The sequence below is a fragment of the Streptomyces dryopteridis genome (assembly GCF_049606955.1).
In the GTDB taxonomy this organism is placed as follows: domain Bacteria; phylum Actinomycetota; class Actinomycetes; order Streptomycetales; family Streptomycetaceae; genus Streptomyces.
Genome location: NZ_CP187113.1, coordinates 784,219 through 801,569 on the forward strand (window position 1 = coordinate 784,219; position 17,351 = coordinate 801,569).

Genomic DNA, 17,351 nt, shown 5'->3' on the forward strand with positions numbered 1-17,351 from the left:
TTGCCCGAGGCGCCACCCCTTCGCGGCATGAACGGTTCTCCACGGGGGCGCACGCACGCGAACGCGCCCCCGTGTGGGGCGCCGCGAGCCCTGTCGCGTGCGGCCGGGCGCCATCGTGCCCGGCTCCCCGGCGCGCATCCCCGGCGCGCCGCCGGCGCGCACTCCGTGCCGGGCGCCCTCGCGCGGGGTCCGGGCCGGCCGGGCCGGGCGCGGGTGGGCCGGTAAAGTGCGAGGTCACCCGTCCCCCGTCCCCGTTCGAGGTAGCCCGCCGTGAGCAGCGTCGCCCCCGCCCCCATACCCGTGGCCCTGGTCGGCGTGGGTGCCGACGGTTGGCGCGGGCTGACCGCCGGGGCCCGCGCCGTGTTGCGGGCCGCCGAGGTCGTGATCGGCGGGCCCCGCCAGTTGGAGCTGCTGCCGGCCGAGGACTGCGCGGGCGAGCGGGTGGCGTGGCCGAGTCCGCTGCTGCCGGCCGTGCCGAAGCTGATGGCCGAGCACGCCGGGCGCCGGATCGCGGTGCTGGCCAGCGGCGACCCGTTCTGGTTCGGGATCGGTCGGGCGCTGGCCCGGGAGCTGGGGCCGGCCGCGCTGGACGTGTACCCGCACCCCTCGTCCGTGAGCCTGGCCTGTGCCCATCTGGGCTGGCCGGTGGAGGACACCGAGGTGGTGACGGTGGTGGGCAGGCCGCTCGCCCGGCTCGCGGCGGCCCTGCACGAGGGCCGCCGGGTGCTGGTGCTGAGCGCGGGCCCGGATTCGCCGGCGGCGATCGCGAGGCTGCTGCGCGAGCGCGGGTTCGGGCCGAGCCGGATGCGGGTGCTGGAGCAGTTGGGCGGGGACGCGGAGCGGGTGCTCTCGGGGGACGCGGCCGGGTGGGCCGATCCGGTGGTGGACGCGTTGAACGTGGTGGCGGTGGAGTGCGCGCGGGAGCCGGGCGCGCTGCGGCTGGGCGCGGTGCCGGGGCTGCCGGACGCGGCGTACGAGCACGACGGGCAGCTGACGAAGAGGTACGTGCGGGCGGCGACGCTCGCGGCGCTGGCGCCCGCGCCGGGGGAACTGTTGTGGGACATCGGGGGCGGCTCGGGCTCGATCGGCATCGAGTGGTCCCGGACGCACCCCGCGTGCCGGGCGGTGGCCGTGGAGCGGGTGCCGGAGCGGGCGGCGCGGATCGAGCGGAACGCGGCGGCGCTGGGCGTGCCGGGCCTGCGCGTGGTGATCGGGGCCGCGCCCGAGGCCCTGGCCGAGCTGCCCGCGCCCGACGCGGTGTTCATCGGCGGCGGGCTGACCGTGCCGGGCGTCCTGGACGCGGCGTGGGAGGCGCTGGGGCCGGGGGGCCGGCTGGTGGTGAACACGGTGACCCTGGAGTCGGAGGCGGTGCTGGCGCGGTGGTACCGGCGGCACGGCGGTGAGCTGGTGAAGTTGACGGTGGCGCACGCGGCGGCCGTCGGCGGGTTCACCGGCTGGCGCTCGGCGATGCCCGTCACCCAGTGGTCCGTGACCCGCACCTGACCCGCCGGCCACCCGGCCGCACCCGTCCACCCGACCCCCGACCGTCCGTCCGTCCCCCGACCGTCCGTCCCCACCCCCGAGTCCCCCGGAGCAGGAGCCCCCGCATGACCGTCCACTTCATCGGAGCCGGTCCCGGCGCCGCCGACCTCATCACCGTGCGCGGCGCGCGCCTGCTCGCCCAGACCCCGGTGTGCCTGTACGCGGGCAGCCTGGTCCCCGAGGAGTTGCTGGCGCAGTGCCCGGCGGGCGCGCGGCTCGTCGACACCTCCGGGTTGACCCTGGACCAGATCGAGGCCGAGTTCCGGTCGGCGCACGCGGCGGGGCTGGACGTGGCCCGGCTGCACTCGGGGGACCCCTCGGTGTTCAGCGCGGTCGCCGAGCAGATGCGCCGGCTGGACGCGGCGGGCATCCCGTACGAGGTGGTGCCGGGGGTGCCGGCGTTCGCGGCGGCCGCGGCGGCGCTCAAGCGGGAACTGACGGTGCCGACGGTGGGGCAGACGGTCATCCTGACCCGGATCGCGCAGCAGGCCACGCCGATGCCGCCGGGCGAGGACCTGGCGACGCTGGGGCGCAGCGGCGCCCTCCTCGTGCTGCACTTGGCGACGCGGTACGCGGACCGGGTGGTGGCGGAGCTCGTGCCGCACTACGGGGAGGACTGCCCGGCGGCCGTGGTCGCGATGGCGAGCCGGCCCGACGAGCTGGTGCTGCGCGGGACGCTGGCGGACATCGCGGGGCAGGTGAAGGAGCACGGTCTGGTGCGCACCGCCGTGATCATCGTGGGGCGGACCCTGGGCGCGGAGCAGTTCCGGGACAGCCACCTGTACTCGCCGGAGCGGGACCGGCATGTCTGCTGAGCCCGCCCCGGCCCGGCCGCATCTGCTGATCCTCGGCGGGACCACCGAATCGCGTGTTCTGGCGCGGGAGTTGACGGAACGTCACCCGTCTCTGCGGGTGACGAGTTCGCTGGCGGGGCGGACCGCGTCCCCGGTGCCGCCGCCGGGCGAGGTGCGGATCGGCGGGTTCGGCGGCCCGGAGGGTCTCGCGGACTGGCTGCGGGCGCACGGGGTGACGCGGGTGGTGGACGCCACGCACCCGTTCGCGGCCCGGATCAGCGCGAACGCGGCCTTGGCGGCGCGCGCGGCGGGGGTGGACCTGCTGGTGTTGCGGCGGCCGGCGTGGCGGCCGGTGGCCGGGGACGCGTGGCACTTCGTGGACTCGCTGGAGCGGGCCGCGGCGCTGTTGCCGACGCTCGGCCGGCGCGCGTTCCTGACCTCGGGGCGCTTGGGCCTGCACCATTTCGCCGGGGTGGCGGGGGTGCGGTTCCTGGTGCGGTCGGTGGACCCGCCGGAGGGGCCGGTCCCGGCCGATCTGGACCTGCTCCTGGATCGGGGCCCGTTCACCCTGGACGGGGAGCGGGAGCTGTTGCGGGCGCACCGGATCGACGTGCTGGTGACGAAGGACAGCGGCGGCGCGGCCACGGCCCCGAAGCTCACGGCGGCCCGCGAGGCCGGTGTGCCGGTGATCGTCGTGCGCCGTCCGCCCTCACCCGAGGGCGTCCCGGTGGTCCCGGACCTCCCCTCGGCGGTCGCGTGGGCGACGAGGTGAGCGCGGGGGAAAACGGGGTGACCGCCGGGGGCGGGGGATCGTACGGTGGGGGGATGACCAGCCGTGTATTCCGGATCACCGTGCGGGGCTCCTTCGACGGGCTCACCGAGGCGCAGCGGGCCGAGCTGCTCGCCGACGCCGACGCGCACGACATGCTCAAGGCCGAGTTCACCCGCGAGGGACACCTCGTGTACGACATCTCCGCGCGCCCCTTCTTCACCTTCCGGTTCCTGGCCGAGGGCGAGAAGGAGGAGGACATCCTGGAGGAGTCGGCGCGGGCCGAGTTGGCCGCCGAGGAGTGGCTGACCGAGCGCGGCTACGGGTTCAAGGGCTTGAAGTCGCAGGCGCAGGACCTGTCGCTGGCGCCGTTGGCGAAGAAGCAGAAGCAGGCGGCGGCCCGCGAGCCGCGGTAGTCCGCGCGACGTGCGAGGGGCCCCGGACCGATGCGGTCCGGGGCCCCTCGCACGTGCCGGGTCGCGCCCGCCGTGGCGGTCGTGGCGGGTCAGTCGTGGCGGCGGGGGGTCCAGGCGACGCGGGTGCCGTCGGCGCGTTCGTACGCGCGCGTGCGCGAGGAGCCGATCAGCAGCAGGGTCCGCATGTCGACCTCGGTGGGGTCGAGGGTGCCCAGGGTGAGGATCCGCACGGACTGCTCGGGGCCGCCGACGTCGCGGGCGAGGACCACGACGGTGTCGGGGCCGTGCACGTCGATCAGGAGGTCGCGGGCGCGGCCGACCTGTTCGGTGCGGGTGCGCGAGCCCGGGTTGTAGATCGCGATGACGAGGTCGGCCTCGGCGGCGGCCCGCAGCCGGCGGTCGATGACCTCCCAGGGCTTGAGCCGGTCGGAGAGCGAGATCGTGGCGTAGTCGTGGCCGAGGGGGGCGCCGGCGGCGGCGGCCGCGGCGTTGGCGGCGGTGACCCCGGGCAGGACGCGCACGGGTACCTCGCGGTACTCCTTCTGTTCGGCGACCTCCAGCACGGCGGTGGCCATGGCGAAGACGCCGGGGTCGCCGCCGGAGACCACGGCCACGCGCCGGCCCCGGCGCGCGAGGTCGAGGGCGAATTCGGCGCGCTCGGACTCGACCTTGTTGTCCGAGCCGTGCCGGACCTGCCCCGGTCGGGCGGGGACCCGGTCGAGGTAGGTGGTGTAGCCGACGAGGACCTCGGCGTCGGCGAGGGCGCGTTTGGTCTCGGGGGTCAGCCACAGCGGGCCGGCCGGGCCGGTGCCCACGACGACGACCTCGCCGGGCGCGTCCTCGGCCGCCGGGGCCGGGCGGGAGCCGGGGTTGCCGATCCGGCTGGGGACGACGGCCACGGAGAAGTACGGCACGGATTCGGGGTCCACGTCGGCGAGGGCGCCGGTGCGCTCCCCGGGCATCGTGGCGCGTTCCACGTAGCGGGCCTCGGCGAGCCGGCCGCTGTCTGCGAGGGCCCGGCGCACGGCGGGGAAGGTGCGGCCGAGCTTCATGACCACGGCCGAGTCGGTGGCGGCGAGCCGCGCGGTGAGTTCCTCGGCGGGCAGGGTGCCGGGGAGGACGGTGAGGACCTCCTCGCCCTCCACCAGGGGGGTGCCCAGGCGGGCGGCGGCGGCGCTGACGGAGGTGACCCCGGGGATGACCTCGGCCTCGTAGCGGTCGGCGAGCCGCTTGTGCATGTGCATGTACGAGCCGTAGAACAGCGGGTCGCCCTCGGCGAGGACGGCGACGGTGCGGCCGGCGTCGAGGTGGACGGCGAGCCGGGCCGCGGCCTCGGTGTAGAACTCCTCCATCGCGCCCTGGTAGCCGCCGGGGTGGTCGGTGGTCTCGGTGGTGACCGGGTAGACCAGCGGTTCCTCGACGTGGTCGGGGCGCAGGTGGGCGGCGGCGATGGAACGGGCGATGGAACGGCCGTGCCGGGCGCTGTGGTAGGCGATCACGTCGGCCTCGGCGATGGCGCGGGCGGCCCGCAGGGTCATCAGCTCGGGGTCGCCGGGGCCGAGGCCGACGCCGTAGAGACGGCCGGGGGGCGGGGTGGGGGTGGTGCTCATTCTTCCTCGCTGGCGATGGCGTTGAGGGCGGCGGCGGCGATCGCGGAGCCGCCTCGGCGGCCGCGCACGATCAGGTGGTCGAGGCCGGCGGGGTGGGCGGCGAGGGCGTCCTTGGACTCGGCGGCGCCGATGAAGCCGACCGGGACGCCGATGACGGCGGCGGGGCGGGGGGCGCCCTCCTCGATCATCTCCAGCAGCCGGAACAGGGCGGTGGGGGCGTTGCCGACGGCCACCACGGAACCCTCCAACAGGCCCCGATCGCGCCAGAGTTCGAGGGCGGCGGCGCTGCGGGTGGTGCCCATCTTCGCGGCGAGGTCGGGGACGGCCGGGTCGGAGAGGGTGCACAGCACGTCGTTGTCGGCGGGCAGGCGCTTGCGGGTGACGCCGCTGGCGACCATGCGCACGTCGCACAGGATCGGGGCGCCGGCGGTGAGGGCGGCGCGGGCGCGGAGCACGACCTCGGGGGTGTATCCGAGGTCGGCGGGCAGGTCGGTCATCCCGCAGGCGTGGATCATGCGGACCGCGACCTGGGCCACGGACGGCGGCAGGGCGCTCAGGTCCGCCTCGGCGCGGATCATGGCAAAGGACTGCCGGTATATCTCGGCGCCGTCCTTCTCGTAGTCGAACACGGTCTCTCGCTCATCTGTCGCGGGTGGAGGGGTCGGGGGTGGGCGGGTGGGCCGGGGCGGCCGGGGCCGGGTCAGCGGCCGGTGACGGTCCTGAGGGCCGCGAGGGTCGCGGCCGGGACGGGTCCCGGGGCGTGGACGGGGTCGGCGCCGGGGCGGGTCACCAGGCGCGTGCCGTCGGGGCCGGCGATCACGTCGACCCAGGCGGTGCCGCGCGGGTGTCCGCAGCGGCGGTCGCAGCCGGACCAGTGCACGGGCAGGGGGCCGTCGGCGGTGTCGGCGAGGGCGAGGGCCTCCGCCCGGACGTCGGCGTGGGCCTTGGCGCAGCCGGGCCGGCCGACACAGGCGCTGATACGGGCCCTCGGGTCGCGGGCCTCGGTGATCAACCCGGCCTCGGCGAGGGCCTGTTCGGCTCCCGGCGGGGCCTGGGGCAGGACGAATCCGCGCCACGGGGTGGTGCGGGGGCCGGTCGGGCCGGCGAGGTCGACGAGCAGCCGCCACGCCTCGGCGCGGACCCGGGCGAAGGGGGCGAGGACCACGAGGGCCGCGCCGTGCCGGCCGGGCCGCGGCCCGGGCCCGCCGGCCTCGCCACCGGCCTCGCCGTCGGCCGCGACACCGGCCGGGGCGGGCGCCGGAGCGGGTACGGGCGCCGGGGTCGCGGGGATGCCCCCGGCGCGCAGGGCCGTGACCAGCCCCGCTCCCGACAGGGCGTGGTCCGACGGGAGTTCGCGGATCTGCCAGGCGCGGGTGCCGGCGGCGCGGGCGGCGTCGAGGAAGAGCCGGGCGGCCGTCAGGGCGGCGCGGGGGGCCGCGTCGAAGGGGACGGCGGCGGCGAGGTCGGCGCCGGCGATGCGCACGAGGGCGCGGGCCGGGTCCGCGGGGTCCGGGCTCAGGGTCACGTCGGGGTCGAGGGCGGCGACGTCCCCGCGTCCGTCGTCGCAGGCGAAGAGGAACCGGCCGGAGAGGCCGGTGGTCCAGTCGCGGGCGCAGAGTTCGGCGTCCAACTCCCGCACCCAGGGGGTGACATCGGGTCGGTCGGTGGTGTCGAGTCCGCTGAGCGGGGACAGCAGCACGTTGCGGACGCGCTCGTGTCCGGGGGCGGGCAGCAGGCCCACCGCGTCGAGGAGTTCGCCGAGTTCGGCTCCGGCGTCGGCGGACAGGCCGCGGAGTTGGACGTTGCCCCGGGAGGTGAGGTCGAGCCCGCCGTCGCCGAGCTGTTCGGCCGCGTCGGCCAGGGCGCGGCCGGCGGCGGGGTCGATCAGGCCGCCGGGGACCCGGATCCGGGCCAGGGCGCCGTCGTCGGCGGGGTGCAGGCGCAGGGCGCCGGGGCAGGCGTCGCCCCGGGTCCGGGTGGTCCCGCAGGCATCGCCCGTCACACCGCCGGTCGCACCGGCCGGCTCCCCCACCGCGCCGGCCCGCTCCCCCGGCGCCTCGGTCACGGCCGACCCGACCGACACGGCCGGCGTGGCCGGCGTGGCCGGCGTGGCCGGCGTGGCCGGCGTGGCCGGCGTGGCCGGCGTGGCGGGCGTGGCCGGCGTGGCCGGTCCGGACCTCGCGGTCGGGGTCGCCGGGCGCTCCCCCGCGCCCCGGCTTTCGGCCGAGTTCGGGCCGGGTCCCGCGTCGGCCCCCGACGACGCGGTCGGCCCGGCCGGTGTGGTCGGCGGGTGCACCGGGGCCCCCACCCCGTGCGGTGTCCCGGCGGGCGCCGGGGCGTGGTCGTGCGGGCGGTCGGGACCGGTGGCGTCGGCAGGACGGTCGGCGGGCGGGGTGGTCGGGGCGGGCGCGGGCGGGGTGGGCACAGTCCGGTGGGACGACGAGGGGGAGGGGGGCATGGCCGCGAGCATACCCACGTCCGTCGGCCGGCCGGTGCCCGCGCGTCGGACCCATCCGGGCCCCCGGGACCGGCGTCGACCTGCCGGAATCGGCCGGCCCCCACTCCCGCCCGGGGCCGGGTGCCGCTTAGGATGCCCTCGGTGGGCCGTCCGGCCCGCCGTCGCCGTGGACGGCGACAGGGGAGGAAGTCCGGTGTGATTCCGGCACGGTCCCGCCACTGTGAGCGCGACCCCGGGCCCGACCCGGGACGCGCGAGTCAGGAACTCCCGCCGTCCGCACTGCCCGGGGCGCGGAAACCCCGAGGAAGGCCGTGCCGCCGCATGATCCTGCTCCTGTCGACCTCGGACACCGATCTCCTGAGCGCGCGTGCCGCCGCCGGGCCGGTGCCGTTCCGCTTCGCCAACCCCTCCCGACTGCCGATCGCCGACCTGCCCGCGCTCCTCGACGGGGCCGACCTGGTCGTGGTGCGGCTGCTGGGCGGGGTCCGGGCCTGGGAGGAGGGCCTGGAGCTGCTGCTCGCGGAGGGCCAGACCCGGCCCGTCGTGGTGCTGACCGGTGAGCAGGCCCCCGACGCCCAGTTGATGGAGCTGTCCACGGTCCCGATCGGGCTCGCGGCCGAGGCGCACGCCTACCTCGCGCACGGCGGCCCGGAGAACCTGGAGCGCCTGGCCCGGTTCCTCTCCGACACGGTGCTGCTGACCGGGCACGGCTTCGAGCCGCCGGCCGCCGCCCCCACCTGGGGCCGCCTGGAGCGCCCCGAGCGCCCCGCGACCGTCGGGCCGCGCGTGGCCGTGCTGTACTACCGCGCTCACCAGATGAGCGGGAACACCGCGTTCGTGCACGTGCTGTCCGACGCGATCGAGGCGGCCGGCGGGGTCGCCGACCCCCTGTTCGTGTCCTCGCTGCGCTCCCCCGAGCCCGAGCTGCTGGCGGAGCTGGCGCACGCGGACGCGATCGTCACCACCGTGCTGGCGGCCGGCGGCACGAAGCCGGCGACCGCGTCGGCGGGCGGCGACGACGAGTCCTGGGACGCGGGCGCGCTGGCCGCGCTCGACGTGCCGATCCTGCAGGCCCTGTGCCTGACCTCCTCCCGCGCCGACTGGGAGGAGAGCGACGAGGGCCTCACCCCGCTGGACTCGGCCGGGCAGATCGCGGTGCCGGAGTTCGACGGCCGGCTGATCACGGTGCCGTTCTCGTTCAAGGAGATCGACGCCGACGGGCTGCCCGCGTACGTCGCGGACGCCGAGCGGGCCGCGCGGGTCGCGGGCATCGCGGTGCGGCACGCCCGGCTGCGGCACATACCGGCGGCGGAGAAGCGGATCGCGCTGGTGCTGTCCGCGTACCCGACCAAGCACTCCCGGATCGGCAACGCGGTCGGCCTGGACACCCCGGCCTCGGCGGTGACCCTGCTGCGGGAGCTGATCGCCGAGGGCTACGACTTCGGTCCCGTCGAGGAGATCCCGGGGCTGGTCTCGGGTGACGGCGACGAGCTGATCCGGGCCCTGATCGAGGCCGGCGGGCACGACCAGGAGTGGCTGACCGAGGAGCAGTTGGCCCGCAACCCGGTCCGGATCCCGGCCGCCGACTACCGGCGCTGGTACGGCTCGCTCCCCGCGGACCTCCGCGAGCACGTGGAGGAGCACTGGGGGCCGGCGCCCGGCGAGATGTTCCTGGACCGTTCGCGGGTGGCCTCCGGCGGCGACCCGGACGGGGACATCGTGCTGGCCGCGCTGCGCCGGGGGAACCTGCTGATCCTGATCCAGCCGCCGCGCGGCTTCGGCGAGAACCCGATCGCGATCTACCACGACCCGGATCTGCCGCCCTCGCACCACTACCTGGCCGCGTACCGCTGGATCCAGGCCGCGGCGGCCGACGGCGGGTTCGGCGCGGACGCGATGATCCACCTGGGCAAGCACGGCAACCTGGAGTGGCTGCCGGGCAAGAACGCGGGCCTGTCCGCGTCCTGCGCGCCCGACGCGGCCCTCGGCGACCTGCCGCTGGTCTACCCCTTCCTCGTCAACGACCCGGGCGAGGGCACCCAGGCCAAGCGCCGCGTGCACGCCACCCTCGTGGACCACCTGGTGCCGCCGATGGCCCGCGCCGACTCCTACGGGGACATCGCGCGGCTGGAGCAGCACCTCGACGAGTACGCGCAGATCTCCTCCATGGACCCGGCGAAGCTGCCGGCGATCCGGGCGCAGATCTGGACCCTGATCCAGGCCGCGAAGCTCGACCACGACCTCGGGCTGGCGGAGCGGCCCGACGACGACGGCTTCGACGACTTCCTGCTGCACGTGGACGGCTGGCTGTGCGAGGTCAAGGACGCGCAGATCCGGGACGGGCTGCACGTGCTGGGCGGGGCGCCGACCGGCGAGGCCCGCGTCAACCTCGTGCTGTCCATCCTGCGGGCGCGGCAGATCTGGGGCGGGACCACGGCCCTGCCCGGTCTGCGCGAGGCCCTCGGCCTGGACGAGTCCAAGCCCACCCTGGCCTCCGCCGACGCCGCCGAGGACACGGCGCGGGCGCTGGTGGAGGCGATGGAGGCGGCCGGCTGGGACCCGGCGGCGGTAGGTGCCGTGGCCGAGGGGCACGTGCCGGCGGTGGCGGAGATCCTGGAGTTCGCGGCCCGCGAGGTGGTGCCGCGGCTGGCGGCCACCACGGACGAGCTGACGCACGCGCGGCACGCGCTGCGGGGCGGGTTCGTGCCGGCCGGCCCGTCCGGCTCCCCGCTGCGCGGGCTGGTCAACGTGCTGCCCACGGGCCGCAACTTCTACTCCGTGGACCCCAAGGCCGTGCCCTCGCGGCTGGCGTGGGAGACCGGGCAGGCGCTGGCCGACTCGCTGCTGAACCGCTACCGCGAGGAGCAGGGCCGCTGGCCGGAGTCGGTGGGCCTGTCGCTGTGGGGCACGAGCGCGATGCGCACGGCCGGTGACGACGTGGCCGAGGCGCTGGCCCTGCTGGGCGTGCGCCCGGTGTGGGACGAGGCATCGCGGCGGGTGACCGGGCTGGAGGCGATCGACGCCGCCGAGCTGGGCCGGCCGCGCGTGGACGTCACGTTGCGCATCTCGGGCTTCTTCCGGGACGCGTTCCCGCACGTGATCGGCCTGTTGGACGACGCGGTGCGGCTGGTGGCCGGGCTGGAGGAGCCGGCGGAGGTCAACTTCGTGCGGGCCCACGCGCAGGCCGACCTCGCGGTGCACGGCGACGAGCGGCGGGCCACCACCCGCATCTTCGGCTCGCGGCCGGGCACGTACGGGGCGGGTCTGCTCCAGCTGATCGACAGCCGGGACTGGCGCACCGACGCCGACCTCGCCGAGGTGTACACGGTGTGGGGCGGCTACGCCTACGGGCGCGGCCTGGACGGTCGAGCGGCGCGCGAGGAGATGGAGACGGCGTACCGGCGGATCGCGGTGGCGGCGAAGAACACCGACACCCGCGAACACGACATCGCCGACTCCGACGACTACTTCCAGTACCACGGCGGGATGGTCGCGGCGGTACGGGCGCTGCGCGGCACCGCGCCCGAGGCGTACATCGGGGACTCGACGCGGCCGGAGACGGTGCGGACGCGGACCCTGGTCGAGGAGACCTCGCGGGTGTTCCGGGCCCGGGTGGTGAACCCGAAGTGGATCGAGGCGATGCGCCGGCACGGCTACAAGGGCGCCTTCGAGCTGGCCGCGACAGTGGACTACCTGTTCGGGTACGACGCGACCACGGGCGTGATCGCGGACTGGATGTACGACAAGCTGACCCAGACCTACGTGCTGGACCCGGAGAACCAGGCATTCCTGCGGGAGGCCAACCCGTGGGCGCTGCACGGGATAGCGGAGCGCCTGTTGGAGGCCGAGTCCCGCGGCATGTGGGAAAAGCCGGACGCGCAGACCCTGGAGGCGCTGCGCGAGGTCTTCCTCGACACGGAGGGCACACTGGAGGCGACCTCGGAAACCGAGTAGTAACGGCGCGAACGCGCGGGGGCCCCGCGCCGGTCCGGTGGGACGCGGTGGCCCGGGCCCCCGCGAACCCCGCCGGTCACGACCCGCGTCGCGGTCGAGCCGGCCGAGACCGCCCCCTCTCGCCTTCGGGCGGGAGGGGGCGGTCTCGTCATGCCCGGGTCAGCCCTTCTCCCCGACGGCGGCCCGCAACCAGTCGAGAGGGTCCTGTTCCAGCAGTTCCTCGGCCAGGCGCCGGCCCGTCTCGGTGGTCAGCCGAGCCCGGCTGTTGTCGATCCACCGCTGGGCATGGGTGTATCCCTGCGCCCGGTACTCGATGCCCTGGAGCAGGCATTCCAGCTTGTCCGCGTCGCGGGCGCACTCGGCCTCGGGGGATTCCTTCGCTTCGTACTCGGCGACCAGCTCGCGGATCGTGGACGCCAACAGTTCGGGCATCCCTGCGACCTGGTCGGCGGTCACGGCCTCCGGATCGATGGCGGTCGAGTACTTCTTCCCCAGGTGGTTCACGTCGCCGGTGCGGGTCTCCTGGGTGTCGTGCCACACCGCGAGGAACGCTGCGCGCGCCGGGTCGGCGCCCTCCAGCTTCGCGATGACCGACGCGATGAGGGACGTGCGCCAGGAATGCTCGGCGACGGTCTCAGGCTGTTTCACTCCCGCCATCCACCACCCGGTCCGGGCCGAGTTCTTGAGGGTCCCCGCCTCGAACAGGAAGCGCGCCACCTGGGACAGGTCATCAGCCACGTCGTCGTCTCCTTACGCCTCGGCGAGGCGGATCGCGTACCGGATCGCGTCAAGCTCGCGGCGCGAGTCCGCCGACAGCTCTGTGCCATCCAACAGCACGGGCAGCAGGTCCCGCAGTTCGCGTCCGGCCCGTGAGGTCCGGAGCAGCCCGGGTCGCGCGGAGACCAGGGCCCAGAGAGTGTGGACCGTCAGGTCGAAGAAGCCCCGTTCCGGGCACAACCCGTCGACGAGGTGGTGAAGGAGCTTGTACCCGTGCCACGACGGCGGGCCCCCGGCCGCGATGAAGTCGTCCGAGAGTTGAGGCTGGGGTGTCTCGCCCACCCAGTACGCCCAGTAGGCGAGGTTCGCGGCCTCCCCGGCCTCGTCACGACACGTGCTCGTGATGAAGTGCCGCATCCGGTCCCGGTCGCCTTGCCGGGCGGCGACGGCGGCGATGGAGCGAGCGGTGAGCCAGTGCGTGAGCCAGTCGTCCGGTCGGGCCGCACGGTGCTGCCGGATCACCCAGTCGGTGGTGTCGCCGTCCGCGTCGAAGCCTGCGAGGTAGAGCGCTTGCCGACGGAGGAGGAAGTCCTCGGCGGGCGCGACCTCGGCGGTGTGCCGCATCCGCGAGAAGAAGCGCGCGCGGTCCGGTGTGCTCAGCTCTGGGTGGATCGGGGCGGGGCCACGGCGCGACCGGACCGGATTCACGTCGCGCATCGACCCGGGGGTGACGCCGGTCAGTGGCCACGTGATCATCTCGACAAGATCACGCTGTATCACCCAAGCCCCCAACGGGCTGTCCTGCCCAGGGCCGTCGCCGAGAACGTCCGCCAGGAGGACGTCAGCCTCCAGCGCCCTGTCCAGGGCGGCAAGCAGGGCGGGCGCGGCGCCCATCCGCATGAGGCGATGGCGGTGGAGCAGCATCTGCCTCACGGACAGCGCTGTCAGCGGGCGGCGCCCCGATTCCCATCCCGCGACGGTGTCGGTGGACACCCCGAGAGCCTCGGCGAGGGAGTCCTGGGTGTGTCCCACATGTTCACGGATGACACGGAGCACGTACCCGGAGACGACTCCGCCGCGGGCCCGTGATGCCTTCCCCTGACCGGCGGTCAGGGGTCGCGGATGGGTGCCGCTCATTGGGCCTCCTCTGCCGGCGGACGGCCCAAAGTACCCGTACTCGGGGTCACTTCGTGGTCCGTCCCGAGATCCCTACGCTCGATGCACCACCCGCTGACATCGAAGTAGGGAGCAGAGCATGGATCGGCCGTATCAGGAGCGCGCGCACCCCCTCTTGGGAAAGATCGTGCGCGACGGCATGTCGGGCCGCACGGGAGTTTTGAAGGTCGTCCTGAGCGAGCCCCAGGACCTCCTCTACGGGCCCCGCCGGAACATCGACCGCGCGCATGTCCGGATGCCCTCGGGGTTGGAGTTCATGACCCTGCCGGAGTACCTGACCGAGGTGACCGAGTGATCTTCCCGAAGGTCTGCCGCCGCTGCGACCGGGCGATCCGGGAGGACGAGCCCCACGACACCTTCCACCCGGAGTCGATGTCCGGGGTGAAGGCGTCCGTGCACACCCACCGGGGCCCCTGCCCGAAGCCCGCCGAGGACCGGTGAGCCGGCACTGGCAGCAGGTCACCTACCTGGTGATCGTGCTCGCCGGCCTGATCGTCCTCGGCGCTCACTGACCACCCGCCCTGTCTGGGGCGGGCCCTGCTCACGACCGACTGACGACCGAGAGGACACACGATGTCGAACCCGATGATCGCGCCGTGGGGGACGAGCCGTATGGAGCCCTACCCGCACACGGTGCGGATGCCGCACGTCACCGTCACCATCGACCCCGTCACCCAGCTCGGCGTCTTCCGCGACGCCAACGGGCAGGTTGTCGAAATGGGCAAGCACGGGACTGCGAGCAGCACCGGCACGAGCAGCACCACCTCCCCCGACGGGCGGCCGGGTGCGACGGACCAGAGCACCGACCAGGACGACCAGCAGGACTGACCACATGACCGAGACCAGGCCCGTGCTGGTGGCCACCGAGGCGGACGACGTGACCGCCGACATGGTCATCACACAGCTGAACCGGCTGAACGTGCCGGTGATCAGGTTCAACCCCGCCGACATCGAGGCGGGCGGTCTGACGGTCTCGGCTCGGTACGGCACCCGCCCGGCCCTGGAGGTCGGGCGTGTGTCCACCCCGTCGAGAACCGCGGATCTCCACGAGGTCGGCGCCGTGTACTGGCGCCGCCCGGTGTGGCCGAACTTCACGCACCTTGCTCCCGGGGACGCCCGGTACGCCGCTGCCCAGACCCGCTACGGGCTCGGTGGCATCCTCCACTCCCTCGACGGCGCCCTGTGGGCGAACCACCCGCTCCGCAACGCCGAGGCCGACCACAAGCCCCACCAACTCGCCATGGCCCAACGCCTCGGCCTGCGGATCCCGTCCACCCTGATCACGAACGACCCGCACGAGGCCCGCGAGTTCATCGGCGCGCACCGCAGCGTGATCCACAAGCCGCTCCGCTGGACCCCGTACGAGCGCGACGGTGTGCCCGTGACCTCGTGGACGAAACCCGTCACCGCCGGCGAGATCGACACCGGCCTCCGCGTCGCCCCGCACCTCTTCCAGGAACAGGTGGACAAGGTCGCCGACCTGCGGGTCCTGATCGTCGGCGACGCCGTCTTCACCGTCCGGATTACCTCGCCCCTCCTGGACTGGCGCCTCGACTACTCCCTCCTCACCCACACCGTCACCTCCCTGCCTCGGGCGCTGGAGGCCATGCTGCGCGCGTTCCTGGACGCGTTCGGGCTCGTCTGCGGCAGCTTCGACCTCGCGGTCGGCCGGGACGGGACCTACTGGTGGCTGGAGTTGAACCCCAACGGCCAGTGGGGGTGGCTGCAAGAAGCAACCGGGCTGCCCATGGCCGATGCCTTCGCCGACCTTCTCACCAAGGGAGCACCGTGACCCACCCCGACAGCACGGACCAACGCCGCCGGCTCGCCGACCGCTTGGAGGCTGAGGAAGTGCTGCGCACGCCGGCCTGGCGCAAGGCCGTCGAAGCTGTCCCCCGCGAGCTGTTCCTGCACCCCGGCTTCTTCCTCGCCGAGTCCGACGGGACCTGGCGTCCGGTCACGGCCGCCGCGACGGACCCGGCGGAGTGGGTGCGACTCGCGTACACGGACGCCTCCCTCGTGACCCAGCTCGACGGGCACGTCACCGCCGACGCGGTGTCCGGACCCGTGACGGGCATCCCCACCTCCTCCTCCACGCTCCCGTCCCTCGTCGTGACGATGCTGGAGGACCTGGAGGTCGAGGACGGACACCGGGTGCTGGAGATCGGCACCGGCACCGGCTACTCCGGCGCGCTCCTGTGCGAGCGCCTGGGCGACGACGCCGTCACCACGATCGAGGTGGATCCGGCCGTCGCGGCCCGCGCCGACGCGGCCCTGGAAGCGTCCGGGCACTCCACGTGGACGATCACCGGGGACGGGCTGCTGGGCCTGCCGCGCCGGGCCCCGTACGACCGGGTGATCGCGGCCTGCGCGGTTCGCCGCATCCCCTACGCCTGGGTGCGGCAGACCGCGCCCGGCGGGATCATCCTCGCGACGCTCGGCTCGCGGCCCTCCACGGCCGGCCTCGCCCGGGTCGTCGTGCGGGAGGACGGCGTCGCCGAGGGCCGGTTCGTGCGGCACGCCGCCTTCATGCAGGCCCGCGCGCAGGTGACCCCGCCCGTGTCGGGGGACTTCGCGTCCCGCACGGCGTACGCGGACTCCGAGCGGCCGACGGCCGTGGCGCCGACCCGCCTCGACGAGCCGATGCCGGCGTTCCTCGCCCAGCTCGCGGCGCCCGGCGCCCAGCTCGTGCGCGCCACCGACGTGGCGGGAACAGCCGTGCTCCACCTCTTCGACGCGGAACGCGAGTCCTTCGCCGAGGTCCGCCGGGACGGAGACGGGTGGACCGTCCGGCAGGGCGGCCCGGCGGACCTGTGGGACGCGATCGAGCGGGCCGTCACGGAGTGGGAGGGTGTCGGGTCACCGCCGATCACGGCGATGCGTGTCCGCGTCACGCGCCACTCCCACACCTACCGGCTGGAGGGGTCGCCCTACGAGTGGCGGCACCCGGTCCTCTGACACACCCGCACCACGCGCGGGGCCCCCGTGCGTGGTGCGGGTGGCCCGGGGGTGCGGGGCTCAGGGGGCGATGGGCAGGTGGCGCTTGTGTTCGGTGGCCTCGTAGCGGCGCAGGATGGTCTCGTAGGAGCTCTCGGCGACCTTCTCGCCTTCGAGGAAGTCGTCGATCTCCTCGTAGGTGACGCCGAGGGCGTCCTCGTCGGGCTTGCCCGGGTCGAGGGTCTCCAGGTCGGCGGTGGGCACCTTGTGGACGAGTTCGGCGGGGGCGCCGAGGCGGTCGGCGACGGCGCGGACCCGGCGCTTGGTGAGGCCGGTGAGCGGGACCACGTCGGCGGCGCCGTCGCCGAACTTGGTGAAGAAGCCGGAGACGGCCTCGGCGGCGTGGTCGGTGCCGACCACGAGCCCGGCGCGGGCGCCGGCCACCGCGTACTGGGCGATCATGCGCTGGCGGGCCTTGATGTTGCCCTTGTTGAAGTCCTCGTGGCCGGCGTCGCGGTGGGCGACCCCGCCGGCGGCGACGGCCTCGATCATGGCGTCGGTGGCCGGCTTCACGTCCACGGTGAGGGTTTCGTCGGGGCGGATGAAGGAGAGGGCGAGCTGCGCGTCGTGCTCGTCGGCCTGCACGCCGTAGGGCAGCCGCATGGCCACGAACGTGGCCTCGCCGCCGGCCGCGCGGACCCGTTCGACGGCGAGCTGGCACAGCCGGCCCGCGGTGGTGGAGTCCACGCCGCCGCTGATGCCGAGGACGAGGCTGCGCAGCCCGCCGGAGAGCCGGTCGGCGAGGAACGCGACGCGGCGTTCGATCTCCCGGTCGGCGTCGAAGGACGGGGCGACCTCAAGGTCGCGGGCGATCCGCAGTTGGGTGTCGATGCGCGCCGACTCGGTCACGGCTGCTCCTCGGGTGTCGCGGGGGTCGGTGGGGGCGGCGCCCGGGCCGTGCGTCCCGTACCCGATCCG

16 protein-coding genes and 1 riboswitch are annotated in these 17,351 nt (G+C 74.9%); of the genes, 10 read left to right on the plus strand and 6 right to left on the minus strand.

Going from position 1 to position 17,351, the window contains the following annotated elements:
* The first annotated feature begins 270 nt into the window (after nt 1-270).
* From cbiE to ACN20G_RS03180, 4 genes are all read left to right on the plus strand, one after another.
* Nucleotides 271-1,503 (plus strand): precorrin-6y C5,15-methyltransferase (decarboxylating) subunit CbiE, encoded by a 1,233-nt coding sequence (gene cbiE / locus ACN20G_RS03165; RefSeq protein WP_424211168.1) that lies wholly within the window; start codon nt 271-273, stop codon nt 1,501-1,503.
* Between the two features lie 104 nt (nt 1,504-1,607).
* Nucleotides 1,608-2,357: a precorrin-4 C(11)-methyltransferase gene (gene cobM, locus ACN20G_RS03170; RefSeq protein ID WP_424211169.1), complete on the plus strand. Its 750-nt coding sequence runs from the start codon at nt 1,608-1,610 to the stop codon at nt 2,355-2,357.
* On the plus strand, nt 2,347-3,108 hold the full coding sequence (locus ACN20G_RS03175) for a cobalt-precorrin-6A reductase (RefSeq protein WP_424211170.1): 762 nt from the start codon (nt 2,347-2,349) through the stop codon (nt 3,106-3,108). Before cobM ends, ACN20G_RS03175 begins: the two co-directional genes overlap by 11 nt.
* Before the next feature lie 53 nt (nt 3,109-3,161).
* Nucleotides 3,162-3,521 (plus strand): DUF6204 family protein, encoded by a 360-nt coding sequence (locus tag ACN20G_RS03180; protein ID WP_424211171.1) that lies wholly within the window; start codon nt 3,162-3,164, stop codon nt 3,519-3,521.
* A gap of 89 nt (nt 3,522-3,610) precedes the next feature.
* On the opposite strand, the gene ACN20G_RS03185 is transcribed toward ACN20G_RS03180, so the two are convergent.
* The 3 genes from ACN20G_RS03185 to ACN20G_RS03195 form a co-directional block, all read right to left on the minus strand.
* Nucleotides 3,611-5,131 (minus strand): precorrin-2 C(20)-methyltransferase, encoded by a 1,521-nt coding sequence (locus ACN20G_RS03185; protein WP_424211172.1) that lies wholly within the window; start codon nt 5,129-5,131, stop codon nt 3,611-3,613.
* Nucleotides 5,128-5,760, minus strand: a complete 633-nt coding sequence (locus ACN20G_RS03190) for a precorrin-8X methylmutase (protein ID WP_424211173.1) — start codon at nt 5,758-5,760, stop codon at nt 5,128-5,130. Before ACN20G_RS03190 ends, ACN20G_RS03185 begins: the two co-directional genes overlap by 4 nt.
* 71 nt (nt 5,761-5,831) lie before the next feature.
* Nucleotides 5,832-7,196 (minus strand): hypothetical protein, encoded by a 1,365-nt coding sequence (locus ACN20G_RS03195; protein ID WP_424211174.1) that lies wholly within the window; start codon nt 7,194-7,196, stop codon nt 5,832-5,834.
* 554 nt (nt 7,197-7,750) lie between these two features.
* Nucleotides 7,751-7,856: riboswitch (cobalamin riboswitch) on the plus strand.
* Between the two features lie 54 nt (nt 7,857-7,910).
* On the opposite strand from ACN20G_RS03195, the gene cobN reads away from it, so the two are divergent.
* Nucleotides 7,911-11,543 carry a cobaltochelatase subunit CobN gene (cobN, locus tag ACN20G_RS03200; protein ID WP_424211175.1) on the plus strand — a complete coding sequence of 1,211 codons (3,633 nt, stop codon included), beginning with the start codon at nt 7,911-7,913 and terminating at the stop codon, nt 11,541-11,543.
* Nucleotides 11,544-11,702: 159 nt separating this feature from the next.
* Here cobN and ACN20G_RS03205 read toward each other — a convergent pair whose 3' ends face one another.
* Complete coding sequence (locus tag ACN20G_RS03205; RefSeq protein ID WP_424211176.1) at nt 11,703-12,281, minus strand: HD domain-containing protein; 579 nt, start codon at nt 12,279-12,281, stop codon at nt 11,703-11,705.
* Nucleotides 12,282-12,293: 12 nt separating this feature from the next.
* Entirely contained in the window at nt 12,294-13,397 is a 1,104-nt protein-coding gene (locus ACN20G_RS03210; protein ID WP_424211177.1) for a helix-turn-helix domain-containing protein, read from the minus strand.
* 118 nt (nt 13,398-13,515) lie between these two features.
* On the opposite strand from ACN20G_RS03210, the gene ACN20G_RS03215 reads away from it, so the two are divergent.
* The 5 genes from ACN20G_RS03215 to tgmC all read left to right on the plus strand — a co-directional run bounded on the left by ACN20G_RS03215 (nt 13,516) and on the right by tgmC (nt 16,394).
* Nucleotides 13,516-13,731, plus strand: coding sequence for a hypothetical protein (locus tag ACN20G_RS03215; RefSeq protein WP_424211178.1), 216 nt, complete (start codon nt 13,516-13,518; stop codon nt 13,729-13,731).
* The gene (locus ACN20G_RS03220; RefSeq protein WP_424211179.1) at nt 13,728-13,877 is read left to right on the plus strand and encodes a hypothetical protein; all 150 of its coding nucleotides are present in this window, start codon (nt 13,728-13,730) and stop codon (nt 13,875-13,877) included. Before ACN20G_RS03215 ends, ACN20G_RS03220 begins: the two co-directional genes overlap by 4 nt.
* Nucleotides 13,878-14,009: 132 nt before the next feature.
* Nucleotides 14,010-14,264 carry a putative ATP-grasp-modified RiPP gene (gene tgmA / locus ACN20G_RS03225; protein ID WP_424211180.1) on the plus strand — a complete coding sequence of 85 codons (255 nt, stop codon included), beginning with the start codon at nt 14,010-14,012 and terminating at the stop codon, nt 14,262-14,264.
* Nucleotides 14,265-14,268: 4 nt separating this feature from the next.
* Nucleotides 14,269-15,228 carry an ATP-grasp ribosomal peptide maturase gene (tgmB, locus tag ACN20G_RS03230; RefSeq protein WP_424211181.1) on the plus strand — a complete coding sequence of 320 codons (960 nt, stop codon included), beginning with the start codon at nt 14,269-14,271 and terminating at the stop codon, nt 15,226-15,228.
* Nucleotides 15,225-16,394, plus strand: coding sequence for an ATP-grasp peptide maturase system methyltransferase (gene tgmC / locus ACN20G_RS03235; RefSeq protein ID WP_424211182.1), 1,170 nt, complete (start codon nt 15,225-15,227; stop codon nt 16,392-16,394). Before tgmB ends, tgmC begins: the two co-directional genes overlap by 4 nt.
* A gap of 60 nt (nt 16,395-16,454) precedes the next feature.
* Here the strand turns inward: tgmC and nadE are convergent, their stop codons facing one another.
* Nucleotides 16,455-17,282: an ammonia-dependent NAD(+) synthetase gene (gene nadE / locus ACN20G_RS03240; RefSeq protein ID WP_424211183.1), complete on the minus strand. Its 828-nt coding sequence runs from the start codon at nt 17,280-17,282 to the stop codon at nt 16,455-16,457.
* Nucleotides 17,283-17,351: the final 69 nt, after the last annotated feature.